Raw genomic sequence first — 25,976 nt, forward strand, 5'->3', positions numbered from 1 at the left:
GCGGGCCGCCACAGCAACCGGGAGGACCTCATGAAGCGTCTCACCACCCTGATCACGTCCGCGGCCGTGGTCGTCGGCCCGATGGCTGTGGCGGCCACCGCCCAGGCCGCGCCGGACGACGCCCGCAAGCCCGCGGCGTACACCGTCACCGCCAAGGTCAACATCCAGGAGATGGACCTCGGCGAGGGCGTCGTCAAGGTCCGCGGCAAGGTGACGCCGCGTGCCGCCGGCAAGAGGGTCTTCCTCGAGCAGCGCGGCGCCGGCCTCAGGAAGTGGACCGTCACCGGCAGGGCGACGATCAAGCGCAACGGCACCTACCTCTTCACCGACGAGCCCAGCGCCTACGGGACCCACCAGTACCGCGTCGTCAAGCTCCGCTCCAACGGGGTGAGGAAGGGGACCAGCCCGGTCGTCGCGGTCCGGGTCTACGAGTGGCAGAAGCTCGCGCAGCGACCGCGGGGCGCCTTCGAGAACATCGCCGTGTCCAGCACCGCGATCGTCGGCGGCCAGACCTACCTCTACTCCTTCCAGCCCTTCACCCGCGGTGCCGTGTCCTACGTCGAGTACCCGCTGAAGGGCCTCTGCACCGACCTGCGCACGACGTACTCCATGCACGACAGCGCGGCCGTGGGCTCCTCGTCCCGCATCACGCTCTCCGTCGACGGGGTGACCAAGGTCGACCAGACGCTGGTGAAGGGCCAGGTGGTCCCGTCGACCACCGACCTCACCGGCGCGCTGACGTTGCGCTACGACCTCTTCTCCAACGTCGAGCCGGTCAGCTACCCGGCCGTGCTCGTCCCGGAGGTCCGCTGCACGAGGTAGCCCCCAGACCACGCCGGGAGCGCCGCCCACGGGGGTCGGCGGTGCTTCCGGCGTGCTGCCTTTCGACACTCCTCACACCCGAGCCGTAGTGTGGGTCCTTGTGGCGAGTACCGACTTCGAAGCAGAGATCAAGCAGCTCCAGGCGACCATGAAGACCATCGGTCAGGTCCTCGACCTGGACACGATGCGCCGCGAGATCGCCGACCTCAGCGAGCAGGTGGCTGCGCCCGACCTGTGGGACGACGTGGACAGCGCGACCCGCATCACCGGGCGCCTCTCGACGCTCCAGGGTGAGCTCGACAAGTTCACCGGCCTCGACTCGCGCATCGAGGACCTCGCGCTCATGGTCGAGATGGCGCAGGAGGAGGGCGACGCATCCTCCCTCGAGGACTCCGAGCGCGAGCTGCTCCGCATCAAGAAGTCCGTCGAGTCCCTCGAGATCCGCACCCTGCTCAACGGCGAGTACGACGCCCGCGAGGCGCTGGTCAGCATCCGTTCCGGTGCCGGTGGCGTCGACGCGGCCGACTTCGCCGAGACCCTGATGCGCATGTACATGCGCTGGGCCGAGCAGCACAAGTACCCCGTCGAGGTCTACGAGACGTCGTACGCCGAGGAGGCCGGCCTCAAGTCCGCCACCTTCGCCATCCACGCGCCGTACGCCTACGGCACCCTCTCCGTCGAGGCCGGTACCCACCGCCTCGTGCGGATCAGTCCCTTCGACAACCAGGGCCGCCGCCAGACGTCGTTCGCCGCCGTCGAGGTCGTGCCCGTGCTCGAGCAGACCGACGAGATCGAGATCCCCGACGAGGAGATCCGCGTCGACGTCTACCGCTCGGGCGGCCCCGGCGGCCAGTCGGTCAACACGACCGACTCCGCCGTGCGCCTCACGCACATCCCGACCGGCACCGTCGTGAGCTGTCAGAACGAGAAGTCGCAGCTGCAGAACAAGGCCTCGGCCATGGTCGTCCTCAAGGCCAAGCTCCTGGCGCTGAAGAAGGCCGAGGAGAAGGCCCACCTCGACGGGCTGCGCGGCGACGTCCAGGCGTCGTGGGGCGACCAGATGCGCAACTACGTGCTCAACCCCTACCAGATCGTCAAGGACCTCCGGACCTCCTACGAGTCCGGCAACCCGCAGGCGGTCTTCGACGGCGACATCGACGCGTTCCTCGAGGCCGGCATCCGCTGGCGCCGCGGCGCCGAGAAGGTCGAGGCCTGACCCAGCCCGGGCTCAGCCCGTGCGCATCGCCTCGAGCGCCACGACGCACCAGCGGCCGACCCGCTCCGCGTCCCCGGTGCCGGTCATCCGGCAGGCGAGCCAGGTGTCCTCGACGAGGCCGTGATACGTCGTGTGCTTGCCGGGCCCGTCGGGGCAGGTCACGACGACGCCGGGGGAGCCGATCGTCGGGACGTCCTTGCGCTGGCAGTCCCCGCGAGCCGCGTCCCGGACCCACTCGCGCGCGCGGTCGCTGCTGACCGGGGTGGCGAAGACCCAGGCGGAGGCGGTGAGGTCGCCGGCGGCCACCGAGCACCCCCACTCGTTGGCGATCGACCCGGTCCCGGGGATCGGTACGCCGGGGCGCCAGGCGACCGGGTCGTCGGCGGTGTCGACGCCGATCGCCAGGGCGGCCGACTCCGCGGAGATGCGTCCGCAGAAGGGGGCGCGCACCACGGCCAGGTCGGAGGTGTCGTAGTCGGTCAGCGGGGTCGCGGTCGCCTCCGGGGCGGGAGTGACCGGGGTCCCGGCCTCCTGGCCGGGGTCGTCGACCAGCACGGCCCGCCCCAGCACGATGGCCAGCGCGGTGACCACCACGGCGACGACGCCGAGGAGGACGACCGTCACCCGGCCGCGGCGCGGGCGGGGCGTCGTACGGCGTCCGGGGCTCACACCGTCAGCCTAGGGGCGCGCCCGGGACCGATGTGACGTCCGTCCGGGTGCCCGCGTGCGGGGGCGCGCCGAATCGAGCGGTTGGGCCGCGGCGCGTAGCCTCGCATCCGTGATTCGCTTCGACCAGGTCACCAAGACCTACCCCGGCCACCCCCACGCGGCGCTCGACCAGGTCTCGGTCGACGTCGAGAAGGGCGAGTTCGTCTTCCTCGTGGGCTCCTCCGGGTCGGGCAAGTCGACCTTCCTCCGGCTCGTGCTGCGTGAGTACCGCCCCACCTCGGGTCGGGTGTACGTCGCGGGCAAGGAGATCAACCGGCTGGCGAGCTGGAAGGTGCCCCGGCTGCGCCGCGACATCGGCACCGTCTTCCAGGACTTCCGCCTGCTCGGCAACAAGACGGTCAGCGAGAACGTCGCCTTCGCGCTCCAGGTGATCGGCAAGTCCCGCAGCGACATCGCGAGCCTCGTGCCCGAGACCCTCGAGATGGTCGGCCTCGACGGCAAGGGCGACCGGATGCCCGACGAGCTGTCGGGCGGCGAGCAGCAGCGTGTCGCGATCGCCCGCGCCTTCGTCAACCGGCCGATGATCCTCATAGCCGACGAGCCCACCGGCAACCTGGACCCCACCACCTCGGTGGGGATCATGAAGCTCCTCGACCGCATCAACCGCACCGGCACGACCGTGGTGATGGCCACCCACGACGCCGGCATCGTCGACCAGATGCGCAAGCGGGTCATCGAGCTCGAGGACGGTCGCGTGGTGCGCGACCAGGCCCAGGGCGTCTACGGCTTCCAGAACTGATCCCCCAGAAACCCCCGAAAGGGAGCAATGCAGCTTCGCTACGTCTTCTCCGAGCTCGGCCAGGGTCTGCGGCGCAACCTCTCGATGCACCTCGCGGTGGTCCTGACGCTGTTCGTCTCGCTCACCCTCGTCGGACTCGGCGTCCTCTTCAACCAGCAGGCGACCAAGGCCGCGGAGCACTGGGGCAGCCAGCTCCAGATCACCGTCTTCCTGTGCCGCGCCGACGACAGCAACCCGGCCTGCGCCGGTGAGGTCACCGACGCGCAGCGCACCGAGATCGAGACGGTCGTCCAGGACAACCCGGAGGTCGCGGACTACCACTTCGAGAGCAAGGAGGAGGCCTTCGAGAAGGTCAAGGAGCTGCTCGGCCCCGAGCGCTTCGAGGGCCCCAACCCGGCCGCCACCGCCGAGGACCTCTCCGAGTCGTTGTGGATCGAGCTCAAGGACCCCGAGGAGTACCAGGGCATCACCAGCGCCGTGGAGGGCCTCGACGGCGTCTCCCAGGTCCGGGACATGCGCCAGGTGATCGCGCCCATCATCGGGTCGATCAACATGCTGCAGTGGGTGGCCCTCGGGACGGCCGGCTTCCTGGTCTTCGCCGCCCTGCTCCTGGTCGGCAACACCATCCGGCTGGCGGCGTTCGCGCGCCGCAAGGAGATCGGCATCATGAGGCTGGTCGGCGCCTCCACGCTCTACATCGCGCTGCCCTTCCTCCTCGAGGCCCTGGTGACCGCCTTCATCGGGGTGGTGCTCGCAGCCGGGGCGCTGGGTGCGTTCATGTACTTCGGCATCGAGCAGCGCGGCACCGACCAGCTCAAGTTCATGCCGTGGATCGGGATGGAGGAGTACGTCGTCGCGCTGGTCGCCGTCGGGGTGCTCGGCCCGTTGCTCACCGTGATCCCGACACTCGTGCTGACGCGCAAATACCTCAAAGTCTGATCCGCGCGGGTTACCTTCGGTCCGTTCTCTTCCCCGAACGACCAAAGGCTTCCACGGTGCGCTCCTTCCCCCGTACCGCTCGCCGGCGCATGGCCGCAGCTTCCGTTGCTGCTGCCCTGCTGGTGGGCACCGTCTCCGTCCCCTACGCGTCCGCCGACGACGACCTCAAGGACAAGCAGCGCAAGGTCGAGAAGAGCATCGACCACGCGCACGACGACCTCGACCACTCGAGCAAGCGGCTCGTGGCGGCCACCGAGCGGCTCGAGGCCGCCCGGTCCCAGCTGGCCACGGCGCGCAACGAGCTGGCGACGGCCCGCGGCAGGCTGGCGGTCGCGCAGGAGCGTGACGCCGAGATGCAGGCCGCGCTGACCCAGGCGGAGGCCGAGCTGGCCGCCGCCGAGGCTGACCTCGTCGCCGGTCAGCAGAACATGGACGACCAGGCCGACCAGGTCGCGAGCACCGTCTCCGACATCTACATGGAGGGCGACCCGCAGCTGCTCGCCTTCTCCTCCCTGCTCGAGTCGGCGTCCACCGACGACCTCACCCGCCAGGAGGAGGTGCGCGACGTGATCGTCGGTCGCGAGGCGCGCGCCTTCGACGAGCTGCACGCCGCCAAGGTCCTCCTCGAGGTGCACGAGCGCCAGGTCGAGGAGGCGCGTGACGCGGTCGCCGTCAAGCGCCAGGAGGCGGCCGACAACCTCGTCGTCAAGCAGCAGCTCGAGAGCGAGGCCGAGGCCGCCAAGGCATCGGTCGCCTCGCTCGTGGGGGAGCGGTCCTCCGCCCGCACGGAGGCCTCCAAGGCCCGGGCCGCCGACGCCCGCCAGCTCCGGGAGCTCGAGCGCGAGGCCGCCCGGATCGAGGAGCGGCTGCGCCGCCTCGCCGCGGCCGCGCTGGCCCGGGCGCGCGCCAAGGCCGCCGCCCAGGGGCGCAGCGTCCCCTCCGGCGGCGGCAACCTGATGATGCCCGTCGCCGGCGGTGTCACCTCGCCGTTCGGCTACCGCACGCACCCGATCTACGGCTACTGGGGCCTCCACGACGGCACCGACTTCGGCGGCGGCTGCGGGCAGCCGATCCACGCGGCCGAGTCCGGGCGCGTCGTCTCGTCGTACTGGAGCGACGTCTACGGCCGGCGGCTGATCGTGAACCACGGTGTCCTCAACGGGGCCGGCGTCGCGACGATCTACAACCACGCCGCCAGCTACATCGTCGGTGCCGGCGCCCAGGTCCAGCGGGGCCAGGTGATCGGGTACGTCGGCGACACCGGCTGGTCCACCGCCTGCCACCTCCACTTCACCGTGATGGCCAACGGCCAGGCCGTGGACCCCGCCAACTGGTTCTGATGCCCCGGTCCCGAGCGCAGCGAGGGGCCGACGAGGGCATCAGATCGAGGGACTCGACGTACACCTGAGCGCAGCGAAGGGGTGCGTGAGTCGTCTCGAGATCTCGTGCGGGGCGGGGATGCAATCAGGTTGCGACCGACTGAGAGAATGGCGCCATGGCCAAGGACACCGCGAAGGACCAGCGCAACCGGTTGATCGCGCAGAACAAGAAGGCGCGCCACGACTACCACATCGAGGACACCTTCGAGGCCGGCATGGTGCTCCAGGGGACCGAGGTGAAGTCGCTGCGCGCCGGGCGCGCGAGCCTGGTCGACGGCTTCGTGGACCTCGACAACGGCGAGGTGTGGTTGCACGGCGTCCACATCCCGGAGTACGCCCAGGGCACCTGGACCAACCACGCCGCGCGACGCAAGCGCAAGCTGCTGCTCAACCGCGCCGAGATCACCAAGCTCGAGCGCAAGGTCGGCGACAAGGGCTTCACCATCGTGCCGCTGTCCCTCTACTTCAAGGACGGGCGGGCCAAGGTCGAGATCGCGCTGGCCAAGGGCAAGAAGGAGTACGACAAGCGGCACTCGCTGGCCGAGCGCCAGGCCAACCGCGAGAAGGAGCAGGCCGTCCAGCGCCGGCTCAAGGGCTTCAAGGACTGATGGGCCCCGCAACCGACGAGGACGTCCGCACCTGGACGTCCGCGCTGGGACTTCCCGGACTGGTCGACGTCCACACCCACTTCCTCCCGCCCCCGGTGATGACCAAGGTGCGCGCGCAGTTCGACGCCGCCGGTCCGCTCATCGGGCGGCCCTGGCCGCTGCACTATCGCGACACCGACGAGGCGCTCGTCGAGGTGCTGCGGTCGCTCGGCGTCGCGCGCTTCACCGCGCTGCCCTACGCGCACCGGCCGGGCATGGCCGACTGGCTCAACGACTGGGCGGCCGGCTTCGCCGCCCGGGTGCCGGAGGCGGCCGTCTGCGGCACGTTCTACCCCGAGGAGAGCGCCTCGTCGTACGTCGCCGAGCGGCTCGCCTCCGTCGAGGTCTTCAAGGTGCACGTCCAGGTCGGCGGCTTCGACGTCACCGACCCGCTGCTCGACGAGGCCTGGGGCCTGGTCGCCGAGGCGGGCACGCCCGTCGTGCTGCACGCCGGCAGCGGACCCGTCGCGACCACCCACACCGGGCCGGCCCCCGTCGCGACCCTGCTCGCGCGGCACCCGCGGCTGCGGCTGGTGATCGCGCACGCCGGCGCCCCGGAGTACGCCGAGTTCCTCGCCCTGGCCGAGCGGCACGAGCAGGTGGTGCTCGACACCACGATGGCCTTCACCGACTTCTTCTCCGAGATGGGCGGGGTCTACCCGGACGAGCTGCTGCCGCGGCTGCGCGACCTGGGGCTGGCGGGCAAGGTGCTGCTCGGCTCGGACTTCCCCAACATCCCCTACCCCTACGCCCGCCAGCTCGAGGCGCTCGAGCGACTGGACCTCGGCGACGACTGGCTGCGCGCCGTCTGCTGGCACAACGGCCACGCCCTGGTCGGACCTGCGCCGATCGGCTGACCGGGACTGGCACGATGTCCCCCTCCGACCCCCGTGGAGGCCCCCGTGCGCGTCATCCCCACCCTCGTCGTCGCGTTGCTCGCGGCCCTGCTGCTCGGCCCGGTCGTGCCGGCCTCCGCGGTCCCCGCCCCGCTCTCGCGCGCGTCGGCCGGCCTGCTCGTCGAGGCCGGCACCGCCCGGTCGGGGGAGGACGCCCCGATCGGGGTGCTGCTCACCGACCCGTCCGGCCTCCCGGTGGCCGGGGTGAGCGTGCTCGTCGAGCGCCGGGTCGGCGGGGTGTGGCAGCCGCTCGCGTCCCTCGTCACGGACGCCGCCGGGCGTGCCGGGACCGTGCTGCGGATGGGCCCGGTGCGTGACGACAACGTGGTGCGCGCGTCGTACGCGGGTGACGCGACCACGCCGCCGACGGTCACCGCCGACGCCCAGGTCGAGCTCGTACGCCGCGCCGCGCGGCTGACGCTGACCGGGCCGTCGCGGGTGGTCGACGAGCGGGAGATGGCGCTCGTGGTGCGCTGGCGCGCCGACGACGGCACCCCGGTGGCGGGGGAGGTCCGCCTCCAGCAGCGCCGGCGAGGTGGCTGGCGCACCCTAGGCCGACCGGTCACCGACGCGACCGGCACGGCCACCGTCCGGCTGCGCCCGCGCACCGACGCCGTGCTGCGGGTGAGCGCCCCCGCCCTCGACTGGGTCGAGGCGACCCGGAGCGCGCGGAAGCGCATCGACAACGTCCCGCCCGTCGCGCCGGTGCGGCTGTCGCGCGCCGCCCCGCGACCCCGCCGGCACCTCCCGCCGCAGGAGCGGGCCCGGGGAGCGGGCGCGGCGCCCGTCGTCACCGGCATCCCCGACGCCGCGTGGCGGGGGATGGTCGGCCGCAGCTGGCACGCGGGCTGCCCCGTCGGTCGCGACGGACTGCGGCTGCTGCGGGTCAACTACGTCGACTTCTCCGGCTACCGGCGCCGCGGCGAGCTGGTGGTGGCGGCCGGAGCCGTGGGCCAGTTCGTGGGCGCGCTCACCGAGCTGCACGACCGCCGGATCCCGATCCGCTCGATGTACCGCGTGGACCGCTTCGGCTGGTCCGGACGCCTTCGGGGCGCCGACGACCTGGCCTCGATGGCCTCCGACAACACCTCGGCGTTCAACTGCCGCGACGTGGTGGGCCGCCCGGGCGTGCGGTCGCCGCACTCCTACGGCCGCGCGCTCGACCTCAATCCGTGGGAGAACCCCTACCGCGTCGGCGGGAGCTGGCTCCCCAACGGCTGGTGGCCCTCGCGCTCCCACCCCCGCGTGGCCTGGCGCAGTGCGGCCCACCCGGTGGTCTCGATCCTGCGCCGACACGGCTTCTCCTGGACCTACGGCGTCTCGGACGCCCACCACTTCGACGCCCGTACGACGGGTGGTCGCGTCGTCGCCCGCTGCTCCGGCGTCTGCCACTGAAGGCTGATCGGGGTGCGGGGAGGGAATGCATGCGGCGTCCGTCGGTGTTGACCCGTAGACTGACCGCAGTACAACTCAAGAGGGGCTGATCGGTTTCGACTTGGGACGTTAGTCCCAGGGGAAGCGGGTCGAGAAGGCAGCGTCATCTCGTTAACGATCGCTGCAAAACCATAGTTGCCAACACCAATCGCAACGACTTCGCTCTCGCTGCCTGAGCAGTGATCGAAGGGTCTGACCGGGCGCCCGTCCTCGTCCCGGACCCAGGCCTCATCTAGAGGACTTGCTGGCCACTCTCTGTCAGGAGGGGTGGCCGGGACTTCATCCTGACTGGGCCTGTCGGCGACGTGTCTGTGCGAGCGCCGGGGCCGAGAAAAGCGACAACACTGACTGCACCCGGAGAAGACCTGGTTCGACGCTCGAGGACGCGGGTTCGATTCCCGCCAGCTCCACCATCACTGCCGGTCCCGGTGGGTCACACCACCGAGATCCAGCCCTCTTGAACGAGAGCCGCTCCGACACCCGTCGGAGCGGCTCTCGTGCGTCCGCACCCGTGCTCAGGGGGTGATGACGAGCTCGGCGATGAGGTCGTCGGCCAGGGTGAAGCGGTAGCGGAGCTCGGCGACGCCTCCGGGGAAGTCGCCCTCCAGCCGGTTGACGGCGACCCAGTGCGTGTCGTCGACACGCTGGGCGCCGACGAGCTCGGTCGTGTAGGTGAACTCGGCCCCGGCGCTGCGCAGGAAGCCGAGGACCTCGTGGGTCCCGCGGAACGTCTTGTCCTCGTCGACGACCACGGCGGTGGGGGTGAAGGTGCGGACCGCGGTGTCCGCCTCCCCGGCTGCGTGTGCAGCGAGGTAGGCGCGGATGGTCGCGGGGAGCTGGGTGGGCTGGATCTCGGTGTGAGTGGTCATGCCGCCACGGTGCGGCGTCCGGCCGGGGGAGGGTCAAGCGCTGGACTCTCCCCCGGGGAGAGGGTGCACACTGCGGGCATGCTCGCGATCGGGGAGTTCTCCCGCCTGACCCACCTGAGCATCCGCACCCTGCGCCGCTACCACGACGCGGACCTGCTCGTCCCCGCGACGGTGGACGAGGCCACCGGCTACCGCTACTACAGCGGGGACCAGATCCCCACCGCCCAGGTCATCCACCGCCTGCGCGAGCTCGACGTCCCGCTCCCGGAGGTCCGGCGCATCCTGCGCTCGTCCGACCCCGGCACCCGAGCCGCCCTCATCGGTGATCATCTGCAGCGCCTCGAGTCGGAGCTGGACCGGACCCGCGCCGCCGTGGCGTCGCTGCGGCGGCTGCTGTGCCCGCAGCCCGCGCCGGTGCACGTGGAGCTGCGCGCGGTCCCGACGCTCACGGTGGCGGCCGTCGAGGGCGACGTGGGCCTGGACGAGGTCCTGTCCTGGTACGCCGGCGCCATGGCAGAGCTGGACGCGACCGTCCCCGAGCCGACCGGCGCCCCCGGCGGCCTGTACGACAACTCCCTGTTCGAGGTCTGCCAGGGGCACGTGGTGGTCTACCGGCCGACCAGGCAACCCCCGCGCAGCGGCCGGGTGCACCCGCTGACCCTCCCGGCCGTCGAGCTGGCCGTCGCGACCCATGTCGGCGAGCACGACGACATCGACGTGACCTACGGCGAGGTCGGCGCCTGGGTGGTGGCCAACGCGCTCGCGGTGGCCGGGCCGATCCGGGAGACCTACCTGGTCGGACCCCGGGACACCGCCGACCCGTCCGCATGGCGCACCGAGATCGGATGGCCGGTCTTCCGGGTGCACTCCGTCGGTTAGCCTCCGGGCCATGTCCGACTGCGTGTTCTGCGGGATCGTCTCCGGCCGCATCGCCGCCGACCTGGTGCTCGACCGCGAGGACTTCGTCGGCTTCCTGGACACCCGTCCGCTGTTCAAGGGCCACGTCCTGCTGGTGCCCCGCGAGCACGTCGAGACGCTGCCCCACCTGCCGGCCGGCCTCCGTGACGGCTTCCTCGCCGCCGCCCAGGACCTCGCGGTCGCGGTCAAGGACGCGCTCGGGGCGCAGGGCTCCTTCGTGGCGATGAACAACACCGTGAGCCAGTCGGTCCCGCACCTGCACCTGCACGTCGTGCCTCGCACGAAGGGCGACGGCCTGCGCGGGTTCTTCTGGCCGCGCACGAAGTACGCCGACGGTGAGGGCGCCGTGTACGCCGCGCGGTTGCGAGGAGCGCTGGACGGCTGAGTCCGGCCGAGGGACCTTCGTCCCTTCGATCGAGGACGTCCGACCCTGCTGCGGGGCCCTCCCGACGCCTAGCGTGAGGAGGAGGTGCGAGCGTCCCCGCTTTCGGGCAGCCGTGATTCGGCACAGCCGGTCACGGGGCGGGGGGTACCCGAGCCGGCTGTGCCTCGAGACATGGTTCCCGGTCCCGGGCGCACGGCCAAGACCTTCCGGTGTCGTGAACTCGCCATGACGAGAAACGACACGGGGACGCCAGGTCACCGCCGCCGGTGCGGGGCCCGTGCGCAGCACCATGTCCGCGCAGCACCGTGCCACCACCCTCGAAACGGAGTCCCGTTGTCGCTCCACAGCCTTGGCCTGTCCGACCTGGAGTCCCGCGCCTACGCCGCGCTGGCCCGGGTCCCGTCCGCGTCCGTCGAGGACCTGGCCCGGGAGGTCGGTCTGGGCGACGCCGAGGCTGCCGACGTGCTGGAGCAGCTCACCCGGCGGCTGCTCGTCGTACGCCGTCCCGCGGCTCGGTGGGCTGCCGTGCGTCCGGCCGTGGCCCTCGGGGCGCTGCTCGCCCAGCGCAGGGAGGACCTCGGGGCCACCCGGGTCGTCCTCGACGAGCTGGACGACGCGTTCCGCGCGGCGCGGCCGGACATGGCCACCGACGTCGTCCTCGACGTCGCCCACGGACCCGACGAGATCGCCGACCGGATGCACCAGATGCAGGTCGCCGCGAGGTCCGAGGTGCTGACCCTGGTGAAGTCGCCCGTCATCGCGTCGGGCAGCACGGACGGCGGTGCGGAGGACGACGCCGTCCGGCGAGGGGTGGAGTACCGCGTCGTGCTCGAGCGGTCGATGCTGGAGGAGGAGCCGCGGCTGGTCGAGGGGATCCACCGCGCACGTGCGGCGGGGGAGCAGGTGCGCGTCGCGGCGCACGTGCCCACCAAGCTCATCGTCGTCGACCGGGAGGTCGCACTGGTCCCGCTCGGCAGCGACAGCGCCGTGCTGCTGGGAGCCGGTGGGCTCCTCGACGCCCTCGTGGCGCTCTTCGAGGCGGTGTGGGAGCGCGGGCAGGAGGTGGACCTCGGTCCGGAGGAGCCCGAGAGCGACGACGGTCCGTTGATCACCATGCTCCTGGCCGGGCTGACGGACGAGGCGATCGCCCGGGACCTGGGGATCTCGCCCCGCACCCTGCAGCGCCGGGTGCGGGGCCTGCTCGACCTCGCCGGCGTCGACACCCGGCTGCAGCTCGGCTACGTGGTGGCCCAGCGCGGCTGGACGGGAGGGTCTCTCGGCCCGCGGACCGAGTGACGCCCGGGGGTACTAGGGTCGGCCCCGGCCGCCGCCGGGTCGTCGACGCCGTGCGGGACGGGCCCCACCACCGCATCGAGCAAGGAGTCACGCATGGGCCGCTATGACGGACGCGTCGCAGTCATCACGGGAGCCGCACGAGGCATCGGGTTCGGGACGGCCCAGCGCTTCGCGGCCGAGGGCGCGAGCGTCGCGATCCTCGACCTCGACGAGTCGAGCGCGCAGGAGGCCGCGGGCCGCCTCGAGCTGGTCGACGGCGCCAAGGCCGTGGGCATCGGGTGCGACGTCGTCGACGGTGCCGCGGCCGGGGACGCCGTGCAGCGCGTCGTCGACGAGCTGGGCGGCATCCACGTGCTGGTCAACAACGCCGGCATCACCCGCGACAACCTGCTGTTCAAGATGACCGAGGACGACTGGGACCTCGTGATGAACGTCCACCTCAAGGGTGCGTTCAACATGACCAAGGCCGCCCAGAAGCACTTCGTCGAGCAGCGCTACGGCAAGATCCTCAACCTCTCCAGCGTCTCCGCGCTGGGCAACCGCGGCCAGGCCAACTACTCCGCGGCCAAGATGGGCGTGCAGGGCTTCACCCGCACCCTCGGCATCGAGCTGGGCCCGTTCGGCATCAACGCCAACGCCATCGCGCCCGGATTCATCGCCACCGAGATGACCGACGCCACCGCCGCTCGCGTCAAGATGAGCGTCGAGGACTTCCGGGCCGCGGCCGCCGAGTCCAACCCCGTCAAGCGCGTCGGGTTCCCCGAGGACATCGCCGCCGCCGCGGCGTTCCTCTGCAGCGACGAGGCGTCGTACATCACGGGTCAGACCCTGTACGTCGACGGCGGCGCCAAGCTCGGCTGAGCCACCCGCAGACCGCTGCTGCGCCCGGCGCGGCGGGGTGACGCTCGTCACACCCGCCCGCCCGTCGTTCGCCTGAGACGCCCCCGGGGACCACCCCGGGGGCGTCCCGCGCGTTTGGACATGGCGAGGAGGTGAACCTACGGTGGCCAACGGTCACCGTGCTTCTTCCCGTGTAGGCACGGCGCCACAACCCAATAGCCACCCCGGGCAACGCCGAGTCCTGCCCGCCCGGGGCTGGACCCCCGAGAAACGTATCGGGCAGGAGTGGGGGACCCACAGGTTCCACCGCCGACCGGACCCGTCCGGGCGGCTCGGGGTGAAGCCACCGACAGGTGGCGGAGCACCTTCCAGCTCCAACCCGACAGCTCACCTCACAGGCGTGGGAAAGGACATTGCCATGCCTGCGATCCGTCGCATGGCGCGCTCCGGCGCGCTCAGCCTCATCAGTCTCGGCCTCGCCGCCACCGGTTCCCTCGGTGTCTCGCTCGCCGCGACCCCCGCCCAGGCCGCCGACCGCGACGCCGTCGCGCTCGACGAGGGCCAGTTCGCGAAGTACCAGAAGAAGGACGCCGCCCGCAAGAAGGCGGCCGCTCGCAAGATGACCACCAAGCTGCGGACCGCGCAGTCCATCGCGCTCAACCAGCGCGGCGACGCGTACTCCTACGGCGCCTCCGGCCCGAACGCGTTCGACTGCTCCGGCCTCATCTACTACAGCTACCGCAGGGCCGGCCTCAGCGTCCCCCGCACCTCGAGCGCCCAGGCCGGTGCCACCCGTCGCGTCGCGAAGCAGAACATGCGACCCGGCGACCTGATGTTCTTCTACGGCTCGGGCGGCGTCTACCACGCGGGGATCTTCCTGCGCTGGGAGCGCGGCCACGCCGTCATGGTCCACTCGCCCAGCTCGGGTCGCAGCGTGACCGTGTCGGCCCCGTGGACGAGCAGCTGGTTCGGCGGCACCCTGCGCTGACGCGGCGCAGGCGTACGGCGCGGCTCCCGCGCCGTACGTCACACCCCGTCCGACCTCCTGTGTGGCGCGCCTTCCCCTCCCGGGTGGGGAAGGCGCGCCACACTTGGCGGCGAACGACCAGCACCACCCACCGATCGGAGTCCCCCGTGCTTCCCCGCCTGCCCCGCCGCCTGAGCGTCACCGTCGCATCCCTCGCCGCAGCCTCGCTGCTGCTCGCCGGATGCGGGGGCGACGAGGAGCCCGCCAGCGCCCCCGCGCCGGCCGAGGAGACCAGCGAGACCACGGCCGCCGCCGAGCCGGAGGAGCCGGCCCTGTGGCCGCTCACCGGGCTGCCGATGAAGGGTGACGCACCGAAGAACCCGGTCGTCGTCACCAAGGTGGACAACACCTCGTCGAGCTCCCCGCAGGTCGGCCTCGGCCAGGCCGACATGGTCGTGGAGGAGCTCGTGGAGGGCGGGGTGACCCGCCTCGCGGCGTTCTACTACTCCCGGTTGCCCCAGGTGGTCGGCCCGGTCCGGTCGATGCGCGCGAGCGACATCGGCATCGTCCCCACCGGCGCGCACGTGGTCACCAGCGGTGCCGCCGCCGTGACGCTGGGCCGCATCAACCAGGCCGGCATCCCGTTCGTCACCGAGGGCGCCAAGGGCGTCTACCGCGACAACACCCGCTCCGCGCCGTACAACCTCTTCGCCGACCTCAAGACCATCGCCGGCACGATCAAGGGTGGCGACGCTCCCGAGCCCTACCTGACGTTCGGCGAGGAGGGCGACTCCATCGGCGGCAAGCCCGCCCGCACCCTCTCGGCGGCCTTCGGCAACCACACCACGACCTGGCAGTTCCAGGACGGGACCTACGTCAACACCAACTCGTACGCCGGCGAGGGCGACGCCTTCCCGGCCACCACCGTGCTGGCGCTGCGCGTGCCGATCGGCGACGCGGGCTATCGCGACCCGGCCGGCTACCCCGTCCCCGAGACGAAGTTCGAGGGCAAGGGGCAGGCCGTGCTCTTCCACGGCGGCAAGGTCGTGCGCGGCACCTGGACCAAGGACGGGCTGACGGGGGCGATCGAGCTCACCGGCCCGAAGGGCGGGGAGATCACCGTCCCGGCCGGTCGCACGTGGGTCGAGCTGGTCCCGGCCGGCACGGGCGACATCACCTGGAGCAAGTAGCCCCGGAGCATCCGAACCCGGAGCCACACAGCGGCCCGTGCGGTCCACCCGGTGGACCGCACGGGCCGCTGTCTCGTCGGGCCGCTCGTCGGGTTCCTCAGCCCGCGGCGGCGTCGGGCCCGCGGACTGGCCCGCGGTCGGGGCCGGGCAGGGCGACACCGGCCGCCACCAGCGACTGCAGCGCGGCCAGGATGTAGGCGATCGCGCTCTCGACCCGGGCGGCCGCCGCGGCCGGGTCGTCACTGGTGGCCACCGACTCGCCGGCGGAGGAGAGCGCCCCGAAGAAGATCCGGGTGAAGGTCAGCAACATCTCCTCGTCGATCGCGCGACCGTCGTCGGTCAGCACGCCGCGCACGATCTCGTCGACCGTCGCGAAGGTCGAGCGCTGCTCCTGCTCGCGGAAGCGTTCGTGGTCGAGCACCGAGGGGCCGTCCTGGATGACGATCCGGCGGTAGTCGGGCCGCTGCACGACCTCCAGGAAGGCCCGCAGCCCCGCGTGGGCCTTGACCCACGGGTCGGACTCCCGGTCGAGGGCCGACCGGACCGCCCGGCCCGCGGTCCCCTCGACCCGCACGAAGACGGCGGTGAAGAGCGCCTGCTTCCCCGAGAAGTGGTGGTAGAGCGCGCCCTTGGTGACCCGCGCGCCGGCCACGACCTGGTCGAGGGACGTGGCGGCGTACCCGTGCTCGGCGAAGAGCCCCTCGGCGACGTCGACGAGGGCGGCCTTGGTGGACGCGGAGTACTGCTGTCGGCGGCTCGGGACGCCCGGGACCTGCGAGGCCGGCGTGCCGGTCGTCTGGGGAGCCATCCGGGCAGTGTAGGGACCAGCCGTGCCGTGCGGGTCGAGCCTCGAGGGACGCATCGGCCATGATGGATCCATGACCGACGTCGCGCCCGGGATGCTCCTGCTGGCGACGCCCGGGCTGACCGACCCCAACTTCGTCGACTCCGTCGTGCTGCTGCTCAACGCCGACGACGGGGGCGTCCTCGGGGTGGTGCTCAACCGTCCCTCGCAGGTCCCGGTGGCCGAGATCACCGAGATCTCGTCGTGGGGACCCACGCTCACGTCGCCGGAGGTGTTGTTCCGGGGTGGTCCGGTGAGCGTCGAGGGCGCCATCGCGGTGGCCCTCCTGCGCGACGAGGACGACGAGCCGGTCGGCTTCCGCTCGGTCCGGGGCAGGCTCGGCATCGTCGACCTCGACACGCCGGTCGCGCTCTTCGAGGGCAGCCTGGTGGGCATGCGGATCTTCGCCGGGTACGCCGGGTGGGACCCCGACCAGCTCCAGGGCGAGATCGATCGCGGGGACTGGTACGTCGCGGCCGGCGAGACCGGCGACCTGTTCCGCGACGACCCCACCGAGCTGTGGCGCGACGTGATGCGGCGCCAGCCCGGCCGGCTGGCCTGGCACTCCACCAGGCCGGTCGATCCCGACCTCAACTGACCCGGACCGGTCGACGGCGTGTCCTCCGATCACCCCCGCACGCCCTAGACTGGCCCGCATGAGCACCATCGGATTCTCACCCGGCACCGAGACGATCGAGGACCGTCGCACCCAGCCGACCGACGATGGTGACCACGAGCGGTTCAGCCACTACGTCCCCAAGGACAAGCTGACCGAGGCGATGGTCATGGGCACCCCCGTCATCGCGCTGTGCGGCAAGGTCTGGGTCCCCTCCCGAGCCCCGGAGAAGTACCCGGTGTGCCCGGAGTGCAAGGAGATCTGGGACTCCATCAAGCCCGGTGGCGACGGCTCAGGCGGCGGCGACCAGGGCCCCGACGCGTGACGGGGCGGCACGACGCCGTACCCCCTGCTCCGGTCCTCGCACCGGCCTGGCCGGAGCGCGCGGCCTGGGGCACCGCGCCCCTGCTGCGTGCCTGGCAGCAGGCCGCGATGGAGCGGTACCTCGCCGACAACCCCCGTGACTTCCTCACCGTCGCGACGCCGGGCGCCGGCAAGACGACCTTCGCGCTGACGGTCGCGGCCGACCTGCTGGGGCGCCGGGTCGTCGACCGGATCACGATCGTGGCGCCGACCGAGCACCTCAAGACGCAATGGGCCGAGGCCGCCGCCAAGGCGGGCATCCCCATCGACCCGACGTACGCCGCCGGCAAGGGCAAGACCTCGCAGGACTACGTCGGCATCGCGGTGACCTATGCCGGGGTCTCGGTCAACCCGCTGGCCATGCGGATCCGCACCGAGCGCTTCAAGACGCTGGTGATCCTCGACGAGATCCACCACGCCGGCGACGCCATGTCGTGGGGCGAGGGCGTGCGTGAGGCCTTCGAGCCGGCCACCCGGCGGCTCGCGCTCACCGGCACGCCGTTCCGCTCCGACGTCAACCCGATCCCGTTCGTGACCTACGCGCCCGGTGACGACGGGATCCCGCGGTCGGTGGCCGACTTCACCTACGGCTACGCCCACGCGCTGGCCGACCACGTCGTCCGGCCGGTGCTGTTCATGGCCTACTCCGGCGAGATGACCTGGCGCACCCGGGCCGGCGACGAGATCGCCGCCCGCCTCGGCGAGCCGCTCACCAAGGACATGCACGCGCAGGCCCTGCGCACCGCGCTCGACCCGGCCGGGTCGTGGATGCCGTCGGTGCTGGCGGCGGCCGACAAGCGCCTGGCCGAGGTACGCCGCCACGTCCCGGACGCGGGCGGCCTCGTGATCGCGTCCGACCAGGAGAAGGCCCGCGCGTACGCCGGGCTGCTGAAGAAGATCACCGGCGAGTCACCGACCGTGGTGCTCTCGGACGAGAAGGCCTCGTCGAAGAAGATCAGCGCGTTCAGCGACTCCGACAAGCGGTGGATGGTCGCCGTGCGCATGGTGTCCGAGGGCGTCGACGTGCCCCGCCTCGCGGTCGGAGTCTGGGCGACGATGACCTCGACCCCGCTGTTCTTCGCGCAGGCGGTCGGTCGCTTCGTGCGCGCCCGCTCGCGCGGCGAGACGGCGTCGGTGTTCCTCCCGTCCGTGCCGCACCTGCTCGGCTACGCCTCCGAGCTGGAGGTCGAGCGCGACCACGTCCTCGGTCGCAGGATCACCGACGAGGACGACATCTTCGCCGCCGAGAACGACCTGCTGGCGGCCGCCAACGCGAGCGAGGCCGCCTCCGGCGAGCTCGAGATGTCGTGGGAGGCCCTCGGTTCGACGGCGTCCTTCGACCGGGTCCTCTACGACGGCGGCGAGTTCGGCCACTCCGGCGAGGTGCACGTCGGGTCGGAGGAGGAGATGGACTTCCTCGGTATCCCCGGCCTGCTCGAGCCCGACCAGGTGCGCGAGCTGCTGCACTCGAGGCAGTCCGAGCGCGCCATCAAGCAGAAGGCCGCCCGTCCCGAGGCGGACTCGGTCGCCGAGGTCTCGACGCACGAGCAGCTGGCGATCCTGCGACGCGAGCTCAACGGGCTGGTCGCCGCCTGGCACCACCGGACCGGTCAGGCGCACGGGATCACGCACGCCACCCTCCGCAAGGAGTGCGGGGGACCGGCCGCCGCAGTGGCCAGCGCCGACCAGCTCCACGAGCGGATCGACCGCATCCGCGACTGGGCGGTCCGCAAGTCCTCCTGACCGGCCGACCGCCGGACGCAGCGTCGTACGGCGCGTCGGACGTGCAGAAGTCGGAGCGGTGGGCGGTGCCCCGCGTGCCGTGACCCGACCCCGGGGACTTCGGCCCGTCTGACATGCTCGGGCCGGGACGCGGACCGGCCGCCGCCCGCGGGTGCGGACGACGGCCGGCCTGCAGCCGAGCGGGTGGGTCAGCGGCGCTCGACGTTCCACGCACGCTCGACGGAGAAGGCACGGTCGGTGCCCTTGCCGCCGTTGGCGCGGTCGAACCCGAGCCCGCCGACGAGCACGTCGTTGCCGAGGTGGCCCAGCAGGCGGTCGTTGCCCTTGTCGCCCTGGACCCGGTCGTTGCCGGTGTTGCCACCGAGCTCGTCGTTGCCCTCGCCGCCGCGGACCTTGTCGTTGCCGGCCCCACCCCGGGCGCGGTCGTCGTCATCTCCGCCGAAGACGACGTCGTCGCCGCCCATGGCCTTGACGAGGTCCTCGCCCTTGTTGCCGAACAACCGGTCGTTGCCGGACGTGCCGGAGATGGTGTCGGCGTCCTTGCCGCCCCGGGCCACCATGGAGGCGCCGGTGCAGGTCAGGGCGGGGGCGTTGGCGAGGTCGACGCCGTAGCCGATGGTGTCGGCGCCGGCCCGGCCCACGGCCCAGATCTTGCAGCCCTGCAGGTTGAGGACGTTGCCAACGTCGGTGCCCTTGACGGTCACCGTCGCGCTGACGGCGTCGACGTTCTCGACGTCGGTGACGCGCTGGTCCACCGTCACGTCGGGCTCGCCGGTCTCGAACTGACCGCTCCTGAGGTCGACCAGGACCTCGTCGTAGTCGAACGCGACCTGGAACAGGTCCGTGCCGTCGCCGCCCGACCACGTCGAGCCGTCGAGCACGCGGGAGCGCACCGTCATGGTGTCGTCGCCGCCGGCCATGTCGACCTTGACCGTGGTCGGCGTGGCACCGGTGGCCGGGTCGCGCAGCACGAAGGTCTCGGCCGCGTCGGTGCCCGTGAAGGCCACCGAGGAGGCGGTCGAGTCGACGACGTACGTCGAGACGGCGCCGCTCCACGTCAGGACGGGTGCGCCGCCCCGCTCGATCTTCCGTGCGGGGGCCCCGATCGAGACGACCCCGCCGTCGCTGTCGGCCAAGGTGTCGGCGCCCTCGCCGAAGGCGACGCTGCCGCCGGCGGCCTGGATGCCGTGCCAGTCGAGGACGTCGTCGCCGGCACCGAGGTCGATCTTGTCGGCGTTGGGCTGACCGGCGGTCCCGCTGCCGACACCGTCGTCGCCGGCACCGGTCGTGACCGTGTCGGCACCGTCACCGGTGGAGACCTGGTCGGAGCCGGCGCCACCGGTGTAGCTGTCGTCGCCGGCACCGAGTGCCGTCGTCACGGTCGCCCCCGCGGGGATCGTGGCGGTGTCGACAGAGTCGTTGCCCTCGCCGGCGTCGACCGACGTGGCGGTGGTGGCCGTGCCCGGCAGCACGCAGATGGTGTCGTTGCCGGCCAGCGCCGTCACGGTGGAGCCGAGGGTCGCGGCGATGACGTCGTCACCGGCGGTCCCGGTGACGGTGGCCTGGCCGGAGCCGTCGATCGTCACGGCCTTGCCCTGGCAGGTCTCCACCGCAGCGGCGGCGTACGCGCCGGGTGCGGTGAGCAGTGCTGCTGCGAGAAGAGCGGTCGTGCCGGTCGCGGCGAACGTGCGTCGTACATGGCGATGCATGTGTTCTCCCTTGATCGTGTGGTGGGTTGTCACCCCGTCTCGGGGCAGTGCGTCGTGCACCTGCAGGCTAGGACGTGCGTGGTCATCGTGAAGTTGTCACTAGATTGGCCACATGACCGCCGAAACTTCACAGACCCTCGATCGGGGGCTGCGGGTGCTGGAGGTGCTGGCGGCCACACCCCACGGTCTCACCGTCACCGAGCTGTCGGTCGAGCTGGGGGTCAACCGCACGGTCGTCTACCGGCTGATCAGCACCCTGGAGCAGCACGGGCTCGTACGCCGCGACGCGCGCGGTCGGCTCTTCGTCGGCCTCGGGATGCTCCACCTGGCCTCGGCCGTGCAGCCGCTCCTGCGGGACCTCGCCGTGCCGGTCCTCCGCAGCCTCGCCGATGCCATCGGCTGCACCGCCCACCTGACGGTGGCCGACGGTGACGAGGCCCTGGCGCTGGCAGTGGTCGAGCCGTCCTGGACCGACTTCCACGTCTCCTACCGCGTCGGCGCGCGGCACGCCCTGACCCAGGGAGCCGCCGGCAAGGCGATCCTCCTCGCCCGGGAGAGCGCCGGGCAGTATGTCGTCACCACCGGCGAGCTCCAGTCGGGCGCGCAGGGGCTCTCGGCGCCGGTCCGCGGCGTCGCCGGGCTCGAGGCGTCGGTCGGCGTCGTGACCCTCGGCGGCGGCATCGACGAGGGCGTCGTGGCACCCCGGGTGCTGGCGGCCGCCGAGTCCGTGCGGCTCGCGCTCGCCGGCGAGGTCAGCCGCTGAAGGGCAGGATCCCCGGGCCCGGCCGCGTGACGACGTCGCGTCGGCCGGTCAGCTCGTGGCCCTCGCGGCAGCGGAGCACCGCGTCCACCTCCGCGCCGCAGTCGACGTGCGCGAACTCGACCGGCGATCCCTCGGGGTCGGCGAGGTAGCGATCGCCCCATTGCCGGACGGCGACGAGGACGGGGTAGAGGTCGAAGCCCTTGTCGGTGGGGCGGTATTCGTGGCGCTCGCGCTGGCCGGGCTCGCGGTAGGGCACCCGGCGGAGGATGCCCTGGTCGACCAGCAGGGCGAGCCGGTCGGTGAGCACCTGGCGTGGCATGCCGGAGTGGCGGCGCATGTCGTCGAAGCGTCGTACGCCGTTGAAGACCTCCCGCAGCACGACGAAGGTCCACCGCTCACCGAGCACCTCCATGGCGCGGCCGACGGTGCAGTTGTCGGTGGACCAGGCGAGGGCGGGCGGTGCGGCGGTCATGACTGCACCCTAGGTCTGATTGACAGACTCAGCAAGGAGGTGCGACGCTGGATCCATGACCCAGACCCAGGACCGACCCGGCCACGGCGACTTCGCCACCGACACCCGCGTCGTCGAGTGGGCCCGTCCCGGCCAGGGCGACTTCGACCGGCTGCTGGCCGCCACCGGCCTCCAGCAGCTGCAGATGATGGTCTCCGGCGAGCTGCCCCGGCCGCCGATCATGGACACCCTCGGCATGACCGGCTTCCACCCCGAGCAGGGTCGCGTCGTGGTCGAGATGCCTGCGCAGACCTTCCACTACAACCCGTTGGGTGGCGTCCACGGCGGCGTCATCTCCACGCTCCTCGACACCGCGGCGGGCTGCGCGGTGCACTCCACGCTGGCGGTGGGGGAGATGTACACCTCGCTCGACCTGACCGTGAAGTTCCTGCGCCCGGTCACCGCGGACTCCGGCCTGCTGACCTGCGAGGGCACGGTGCTGCAGCGCGGACGGCGTACGGCGCTCGCCCAGGCGGAGCTGCGCGACGAGGCCGGCAAGGTGGTCGCCCACGCCATCTCGAGCTGCATGATCTTTCACGCCGCCCAGGGCTGAGTCGAAATCAGCTGACCGCCGACCTCGCCAGCGGCAGCACCCGGTGCGGGATCTGGGTCGCCAGCGCGATGACCGTCGTGCAGCGCTCGATCCCGGGCTCGGCGAGCACGCGGTCGATGACCCGCTGGAGGTCGGCGTTGGACTGCGCGACGACCCGCGCCCACATGTCGCCGGCGCCGGTGATGGTGTAGGCCTCCAGCACCTCGGCGATGCCCGCGAGGTGCGTGGCGACGGCGTCGTGGCCCGCACCCTGGCGGATCTCGAGGGTCAGGAACGCCATCACCGGGAAGCCCAGCGCCTCGGGTGAGAGGTCGGGTCCCCAGCCGGTCACCACCCCGCTGGCGGCGAGCTTGTCGAGGCGGGCCTGGGCGGTGCCGCGGGCCACGCCGAGCCGCCGGGACGCCTCGAGGACCCCGATGCGCGGCTCGGCGGCGAAGAGCTCGATCAATCTGCGGTCCAGGTCGTCCACGCGGACTCCTTCTGCTGTGCAATGTGCGCAACGTTTCGTCGTACTGTTGCACACTCTGTCGCTCCCCGACACGCTGTGCGTATGACTTCGACGACCGACCAGCCCTCGACCGGCGCAGCCCTCACCACCGACGAGCTCAAGGCCGACCTCACCCTCGAGCAGCTCCGGCAGCTCGTCGGCCTCGTGGAGTACGACGAGGACAGTGACGTCTTCCCGGTGACCGGCTGGGACTCCATCGTCTTCGTCGTCGGCAACGCCACCCAGACCGCGCACTACTACCAGTCGGCGTGGGGGATGCAGCTCGAGGCCTACTCGGGCCCGGAGAACGGCAACCGCGACCACAAGTCCTTCGTGCTGCGCTCGGGCTCGATCCGCTTCGTCATCAACGGCGCGGTCGACCCCGACAGCCCGCTGGTCGAGCACCACCGCCGGCACGGGGACGGCGTCGTCGACATCGCGCTCGAGGTGCCCGACGTGGACAAGTGCATCGCCCAGGCCCGCTCGGCCGGCGCGACGATCGTGCGTGAGGTCGAGGAGATCTCCGACGAGCACGGCACGATCCGCATCGCGGCCATCGCGACGTACGGCGACACCCGGCACACGCTGGTCGACCGCTCGCGCTACTCCGGCCCCTACCTCCCCGGCTACGTCGCCAGGTCGAGCACCTTCGAGAAGAAGGAGGGCCAGCCCAAGCGGCTCTTCCAGGCGCTCGACCACATCGTCGGCAACGTCGAGCTCGGCAAGATGGACCAGTGGGTCGAGTTCTACAACAAGGTCATGGGCTTCACGAACATGGCCGAGTTCATCGGTGACGACATCGCCACCGACTACTCCGCGCTGATGTCCAAGGTCGTCGCCAACGGCAACCACCGCGTGAAGTTCCCGCTCAACGAGCCGGCGATCGCCAAGAAGAAGTCGCAGATCGACGAGTACCTCGAGTTCTACCGCGGCGCCGGCGCCCAGCACCTCGCGGTCGCCACCAACGACATCCTCGGCTCCGTCGACGCGCTGCGCGCCAACGGCGTGGAGTTCCTCGACACCCCGGACTCCTACTACGAGGACCCCGAGCTGCGCGCGCGCATCGGCAACGTCCGGGTGCCGATCGAGGAGCTGCAGAAGCGCAAGATCCTCGTCGACCGCGACGAGGACGGCTACCTGCTGCAGATCTTCACCAAGCCGCTCGGCGACCGCCCGACGGTCTTCTTCGAGCTGATCGAGCGGCACGGGTCGCTCGGCTTCGGCAAGGGCAACTTCAAGGCGCTCTTCGAGGCCATCGAGCGCGAGCAGGACGCGCGCGGCAACCTCTGATCGGATGGACCATCTCGCACCCTCGGTCGGGTCGGTCGCAGGGATGAGGGTCGCGCCCCTCCGGCGGGAGTACGCACTCGACATCTGCACCTGGCGCTACCCGGCGCCGTACGACTGCTACGACATGACGGACGCGGACCCCGAGTGGTTGCTGGATCCCGCCTCGGGGTTCCACGCGCTCCTCTCGGGCGATCGGCTGATCGGCTTCCGCTCATTCGGTGCGGACGGGCAGGTGCCGGGGTGGGACTACGACGACCGCGCGCTCGACACCGGCGGGGGCCTGCGCCCCGAGCTGGTGGGACAGGGCCTGGGACGCCGTGCCATCGCGGCGGGCCTCGCGTACGGCCGGGAGACGTTCGCCCCTCGAGCTTTCCGCGTGACCGTGGCGAGCTTCAACACGCGCGCCCTGCGCACGGTCGAGGGCCTCGGCTTCCAGCGCGTCGGTCGCTTCGACGCCGCGACGGATGGATCCAGCTTCGAGGTGCTCCTGCGACCGAAGACCTGAGGCCGGCACCTTGCCCGGCCAGGGTCCGCCGCGTCGAGGGTGGTACCGATCACCACGCGCCACGTCCTGGCGACGACGGGGGACACTTGCGCCCATGGACGAGCATCCCCCGGACCCGCCGCAGCTCCCGGTCGAGGCCGTCGACTCCCTCGTGGACTGGCTCGACGAGTACGCAGCGTGGCTCCGAGTGGACCACGACCGGGCCCGCGCCCACGGCCACGCGATCTCCCCCGAAGCGCTGGCGACCCTTCGGCTCCACGAGGGCGCCGCGCTGCTGCTCCGTGAGTCCTACGGCTTGCCCACCGACCCGGGGTGACGTCGCTGGTGTGCCCGCCACGTCCTCTGCCCCCCTCGTGGGATCACCGGTCAGCCGGTGATTCCGGGAGCCCTCGATCAGGCAGGCGCTGGAGCCGTTGCGGTGGCCCGCAGCTCGTGCGCCTCGTCGACCCCCGACGACATCGCCCAGCGGATGGTGCCGGTGGCCAGGGTGCCCAGCGCCTTGACGACGGTCCGCTCGGAGACGGGCAGCCACGGCAGCCGCAGCGGGCGCCGGGTCCATCGGGGCATCAGGGCGACGCCCGCGGCCATCAGCACGGCGTACGCCGGTCGCGCCGCCACCGGGAGCTCGGGGTGCAGGATGAGGAAGCGCACCGCGCCGCGGGCCTCCTCCGTGGCGCGCAGCTCGGGACGGAAGGCGTCGAGCACCGCGCGCAGCTCGGCCACGGTCGTCGGCGGGTCGAGCACGCCGAGCTTGCCGGCGACGAGCGCCGCCTGGGCGACGTAGGCGTCGCACCCGGCCACGTCGAGGGGGCGGGCGCCGTACGTCTGGTGCGCCAGCAGGAAGCTGTCGACCTCCGCCGCGTGCACCCAGGCCAGCAGGTGCGGGTCGGAGGCGGCGTACGGCGTGCCGTCGGGCATCGTGCCGGTCACCCGCTCGTGGATCGAGCGCACGGCGCGGATCGCCTGCTCGGCGTGGTCGATCGTGCCGAAGGTGGTCACCGCGAGGAACTGGCTGGTGCGGGCCAGGCGCCCCCACATGTCGCCCTGGTAGCCCGAGTGGTCGGCCACGGCCTTCATCGCGGCCGGGTGCATCGTCTGCAGGAGCACCGCCCGGATCCCGCCGATGAACATCGATGCGTCCGCGTGAACGCGGACGATCTCCGAGTCGGCGTCGAACCAGCGTGGACCCGGGGTGCCGTGGATGCGCTCGCGTGCCTTCGGGCCGTCGGGTCCGGCGACACGGCGGAAGATCTCGCGACCGAGGCGCGCCCGCAGGGGAGTCATGTCCCGACACTACGAGGGCGCTCGAAGCGTCGCCGTTGACGT

At 71.9% G+C, this 25,976-nt stretch carries 29 protein-coding genes, 1 other RNA gene and 1 riboswitch; of the genes, 23 read left to right on the forward strand and 7 right to left on the reverse strand.

What is annotated here, in order from left to right; translation table 11 throughout:
• Positions 1-30: 30 nt before the first annotated feature.
• Both DAE25_RS19415 and prfB read left to right on the forward strand, forming a co-directional pair.
• The gene (locus DAE25_RS19415) at positions 31-822 is read left to right on the forward strand and encodes a hypothetical protein (protein WP_107767781.1); all 792 of its coding nucleotides are present in this window, start codon (positions 31-33) and stop codon (positions 820-822) included.
• 100 nt (positions 823-922) lie between these two features.
• The gene (prfB, locus tag DAE25_RS19420; protein WP_107767782.1) at positions 923-2,038 is read left to right on the forward strand and encodes a peptide chain release factor 2; all 1,116 of its coding nucleotides are present in this window, start codon (positions 923-925) and stop codon (positions 2,036-2,038) included.
• A gap of 12 nt (positions 2,039-2,050) precedes the next feature.
• Here prfB and DAE25_RS19425 read toward each other — a convergent pair whose 3' ends face one another.
• A complete protein-coding gene (locus tag DAE25_RS19425; protein WP_159083847.1) occupies positions 2,051-2,707 on the reverse strand; it encodes a hypothetical protein in 657 nt (218 codons plus the stop codon).
• Between the two features lie 109 nt (positions 2,708-2,816).
• Here DAE25_RS19425 and ftsE point away from each other — a divergent pair, with 109 nt between their 5' ends.
• From ftsE to ssrA, 7 genes are all read left to right on the forward strand, one after another.
• Positions 2,817-3,506, forward strand: a complete 690-nt coding sequence (ftsE, locus tag DAE25_RS19430; protein ID WP_056885873.1) for a cell division ATP-binding protein FtsE — start codon at positions 2,817-2,819, stop codon at positions 3,504-3,506.
• 27 nt (positions 3,507-3,533) lie between these two features.
• Positions 3,534-4,445, forward strand: a complete 912-nt coding sequence (gene ftsX, locus DAE25_RS19435) for a permease-like cell division protein FtsX (protein WP_107767784.1) — start codon at positions 3,534-3,536, stop codon at positions 4,443-4,445.
• A gap of 89 nt (positions 4,446-4,534) precedes the next feature.
• Positions 4,535-5,785, forward strand: a complete 1,251-nt coding sequence (locus DAE25_RS19440) for a M23 family metallopeptidase (protein WP_159083848.1) — start codon at positions 4,535-4,537, stop codon at positions 5,783-5,785.
• 155 nt (positions 5,786-5,940) lie between these two features.
• Positions 5,941-6,432: an SsrA-binding protein SmpB gene (gene smpB / locus DAE25_RS19445; RefSeq protein WP_056885870.1), complete on the forward strand. Its 492-nt coding sequence runs from the start codon at positions 5,941-5,943 to the stop codon at positions 6,430-6,432.
• Entirely contained in the window at positions 6,432-7,328 is an 897-nt protein-coding gene (locus tag DAE25_RS19450; protein ID WP_107767786.1) for an amidohydrolase family protein, read from the forward strand. Before smpB ends, DAE25_RS19450 begins: the two co-directional genes overlap by 1 nt.
• A gap of 45 nt (positions 7,329-7,373) precedes the next feature.
• On the forward strand, positions 7,374-8,762 hold the full coding sequence (locus tag DAE25_RS23285; RefSeq protein ID WP_159083849.1) for a M15 family metallopeptidase: 1,389 nt from the start codon (positions 7,374-7,376) through the stop codon (positions 8,760-8,762).
• Positions 8,763-8,843: 81 nt separating this feature from the next.
• Positions 8,844-9,214: a transfer-messenger RNA gene (gene ssrA / locus DAE25_RS19460) on the forward strand.
• Positions 9,215-9,316: 102 nt separating this feature from the next.
• Here ssrA and DAE25_RS19465 read toward each other — a convergent pair.
• The gene (locus DAE25_RS19465; RefSeq protein WP_107767787.1) at positions 9,317-9,670 is read right to left on the reverse strand and encodes a nuclear transport factor 2-like protein; all 354 of its coding nucleotides are present in this window, start codon (positions 9,668-9,670) and stop codon (positions 9,317-9,319) included.
• Positions 9,671-9,748: 78 nt separating this feature from the next.
• On the opposite strand from DAE25_RS19465, the gene DAE25_RS19470 reads away from it, so the two are divergent.
• The 6 genes from DAE25_RS19470 (at position 9,749) to DAE25_RS19495 (ending at position 15,266) form a co-directional block, all read left to right on the forward strand.
• Positions 9,749-10,549, forward strand: a complete 801-nt coding sequence (locus DAE25_RS19470) for a MerR family transcriptional regulator (RefSeq protein ID WP_107767788.1) — start codon at positions 9,749-9,751, stop codon at positions 10,547-10,549.
• A gap of 10 nt (positions 10,550-10,559) precedes the next feature.
• The gene (locus tag DAE25_RS19475; protein ID WP_107767789.1) at positions 10,560-10,973 is read left to right on the forward strand and encodes an HIT family protein; all 414 of its coding nucleotides are present in this window, start codon (positions 10,560-10,562) and stop codon (positions 10,971-10,973) included.
• Between the two features lie 333 nt (positions 10,974-11,306).
• Positions 11,307-12,269 carry a helix-turn-helix domain-containing protein gene (locus tag DAE25_RS19480; protein ID WP_159083850.1) on the forward strand — a complete coding sequence of 321 codons (963 nt, stop codon included), beginning with the start codon at positions 11,307-11,309 and terminating at the stop codon, positions 12,267-12,269.
• 93 nt (positions 12,270-12,362) lie between these two features.
• Positions 12,363-13,130 carry an SDR family NAD(P)-dependent oxidoreductase gene (locus DAE25_RS19485; RefSeq protein WP_107767791.1) on the forward strand — a complete coding sequence of 256 codons (768 nt, stop codon included), beginning with the start codon at positions 12,363-12,365 and terminating at the stop codon, positions 13,128-13,130.
• 247 nt (positions 13,131-13,377) lie between these two features.
• A riboswitch (cyclic di-AMP (ydaO/yuaA leader) is annotated at positions 13,378-13,525 on the forward strand.
• A 2-nt stretch (positions 13,526-13,527) separates the two neighbouring features.
• The gene (locus tag DAE25_RS19490; protein WP_107767792.1) at positions 13,528-14,097 is read left to right on the forward strand and encodes a C40 family peptidase; all 570 of its coding nucleotides are present in this window, start codon (positions 13,528-13,530) and stop codon (positions 14,095-14,097) included.
• A 146-nt stretch (positions 14,098-14,243) separates the two neighbouring features.
• Positions 14,244-15,266, forward strand: a complete 1,023-nt coding sequence (locus DAE25_RS19495) for a DUF3048 domain-containing protein (RefSeq protein ID WP_107767793.1) — start codon at positions 14,244-14,246, stop codon at positions 15,264-15,266.
• A 97-nt stretch (positions 15,267-15,363) separates the two neighbouring features.
• On the opposite strand, the gene DAE25_RS19500 is transcribed toward DAE25_RS19495, so the two are convergent.
• Entirely contained in the window at positions 15,364-16,074 is a 711-nt protein-coding gene (locus DAE25_RS19500; protein WP_107767794.1) for a TetR/AcrR family transcriptional regulator, read from the reverse strand.
• Between the two features lie 70 nt (positions 16,075-16,144).
• On the opposite strand from DAE25_RS19500, the gene DAE25_RS19505 reads away from it, so the two are divergent.
• The 3 genes from DAE25_RS19505 to DAE25_RS19515 are packed head-to-tail and all read left to right on the forward strand — an operon-like array spanning position 16,145 to position 18,832.
• Positions 16,145-16,708: a YqgE/AlgH family protein gene (locus tag DAE25_RS19505; protein WP_107767795.1), complete on the forward strand. Its 564-nt coding sequence runs from the start codon at positions 16,145-16,147 to the stop codon at positions 16,706-16,708.
• Positions 16,709-16,766: 58 nt separating this feature from the next.
• Complete coding sequence (locus tag DAE25_RS19510) at positions 16,767-17,051, forward strand: DUF3039 domain-containing protein (RefSeq protein WP_056885858.1); 285 nt, start codon at positions 16,767-16,769, stop codon at positions 17,049-17,051.
• Positions 17,048-18,832 carry a DEAD/DEAH box helicase gene (locus tag DAE25_RS19515; RefSeq protein WP_107767796.1) on the forward strand — a complete coding sequence of 595 codons (1,785 nt, stop codon included), beginning with the start codon at positions 17,048-17,050 and terminating at the stop codon, positions 18,830-18,832. Before DAE25_RS19510 ends, DAE25_RS19515 begins: the two co-directional genes overlap by 4 nt.
• A gap of 188 nt (positions 18,833-19,020) precedes the next feature.
• On the opposite strand, the gene DAE25_RS19520 is transcribed toward DAE25_RS19515, so the two are convergent.
• Positions 19,021-20,541 carry a calcium-binding protein gene (locus tag DAE25_RS19520; RefSeq protein WP_107767797.1) on the reverse strand — a complete coding sequence of 507 codons (1,521 nt, stop codon included), beginning with the start codon at positions 20,539-20,541 and terminating at the stop codon, positions 19,021-19,023.
• A gap of 112 nt (positions 20,542-20,653) precedes the next feature.
• Here DAE25_RS19520 and DAE25_RS19525 point away from each other — a divergent pair, with 112 nt between their 5' ends.
• The gene (locus tag DAE25_RS19525; protein ID WP_107767798.1) at positions 20,654-21,304 is read left to right on the forward strand and encodes an IclR family transcriptional regulator; all 651 of its coding nucleotides are present in this window, start codon (positions 20,654-20,656) and stop codon (positions 21,302-21,304) included.
• On the opposite strand, the gene DAE25_RS19530 is transcribed toward DAE25_RS19525, so the two are convergent.
• Positions 21,294-21,776: a winged helix-turn-helix transcriptional regulator gene (locus tag DAE25_RS19530; protein ID WP_107767799.1), complete on the reverse strand. Its 483-nt coding sequence runs from the start codon at positions 21,774-21,776 to the stop codon at positions 21,294-21,296. The two genes, DAE25_RS19525 and DAE25_RS19530, sit on opposite strands and share 11 nt — an antisense overlap.
• Before the next feature lie 55 nt (positions 21,777-21,831).
• Between DAE25_RS19530 and DAE25_RS19535 the strand changes: the two genes are divergently transcribed.
• Positions 21,832-22,368, forward strand: coding sequence for a PaaI family thioesterase (locus DAE25_RS19535; protein ID WP_107767800.1), 537 nt, complete (start codon positions 21,832-21,834; stop codon positions 22,366-22,368).
• A gap of 7 nt (positions 22,369-22,375) precedes the next feature.
• Here DAE25_RS19535 and DAE25_RS19540 read toward each other — a convergent pair whose 3' ends face one another.
• The gene (locus DAE25_RS19540) at positions 22,376-22,837 is read right to left on the reverse strand and encodes an Lrp/AsnC family transcriptional regulator (RefSeq protein ID WP_107767801.1); all 462 of its coding nucleotides are present in this window, start codon (positions 22,835-22,837) and stop codon (positions 22,376-22,378) included.
• 81 nt (positions 22,838-22,918) lie between these two features.
• Between DAE25_RS19540 and hppD the strand changes: the two genes are divergently transcribed.
• The 3 genes from hppD to DAE25_RS19555 all read left to right on the forward strand — a co-directional run bounded on the left by hppD (position 22,919) and on the right by DAE25_RS19555 (position 24,966).
• Complete coding sequence (gene hppD / locus DAE25_RS19545; RefSeq protein ID WP_107767802.1) at positions 22,919-24,145, forward strand: 4-hydroxyphenylpyruvate dioxygenase; 1,227 nt, start codon at positions 22,919-22,921, stop codon at positions 24,143-24,145.
• A gap of 43 nt (positions 24,146-24,188) precedes the next feature.
• Complete coding sequence (locus DAE25_RS19550) at positions 24,189-24,650, forward strand: GNAT family N-acetyltransferase (RefSeq protein WP_159083851.1); 462 nt, start codon at positions 24,189-24,191, stop codon at positions 24,648-24,650.
• Between the two features lie 94 nt (positions 24,651-24,744).
• Positions 24,745-24,966: a hypothetical protein gene (locus DAE25_RS19555; protein WP_107767804.1), complete on the forward strand. Its 222-nt coding sequence runs from the start codon at positions 24,745-24,747 to the stop codon at positions 24,964-24,966.
• 77 nt (positions 24,967-25,043) lie between these two features.
• Here the strand turns inward: DAE25_RS19555 and DAE25_RS19560 are convergent, their stop codons facing one another.
• Positions 25,044-25,934: an oxygenase MpaB family protein gene (locus DAE25_RS19560; RefSeq protein WP_107767805.1), complete on the reverse strand. Its 891-nt coding sequence runs from the start codon at positions 25,932-25,934 to the stop codon at positions 25,044-25,046.
• Between the last annotated feature and the right edge of the window lie 42 nt (positions 25,935-25,976).

Source organism: Nocardioides terrigena, from assembly GCF_003047265.1.
In the GTDB taxonomy this organism is placed as follows: domain Bacteria; phylum Actinomycetota; class Actinomycetes; order Propionibacteriales; family Nocardioidaceae; genus Nocardioides; species Nocardioides terrigena.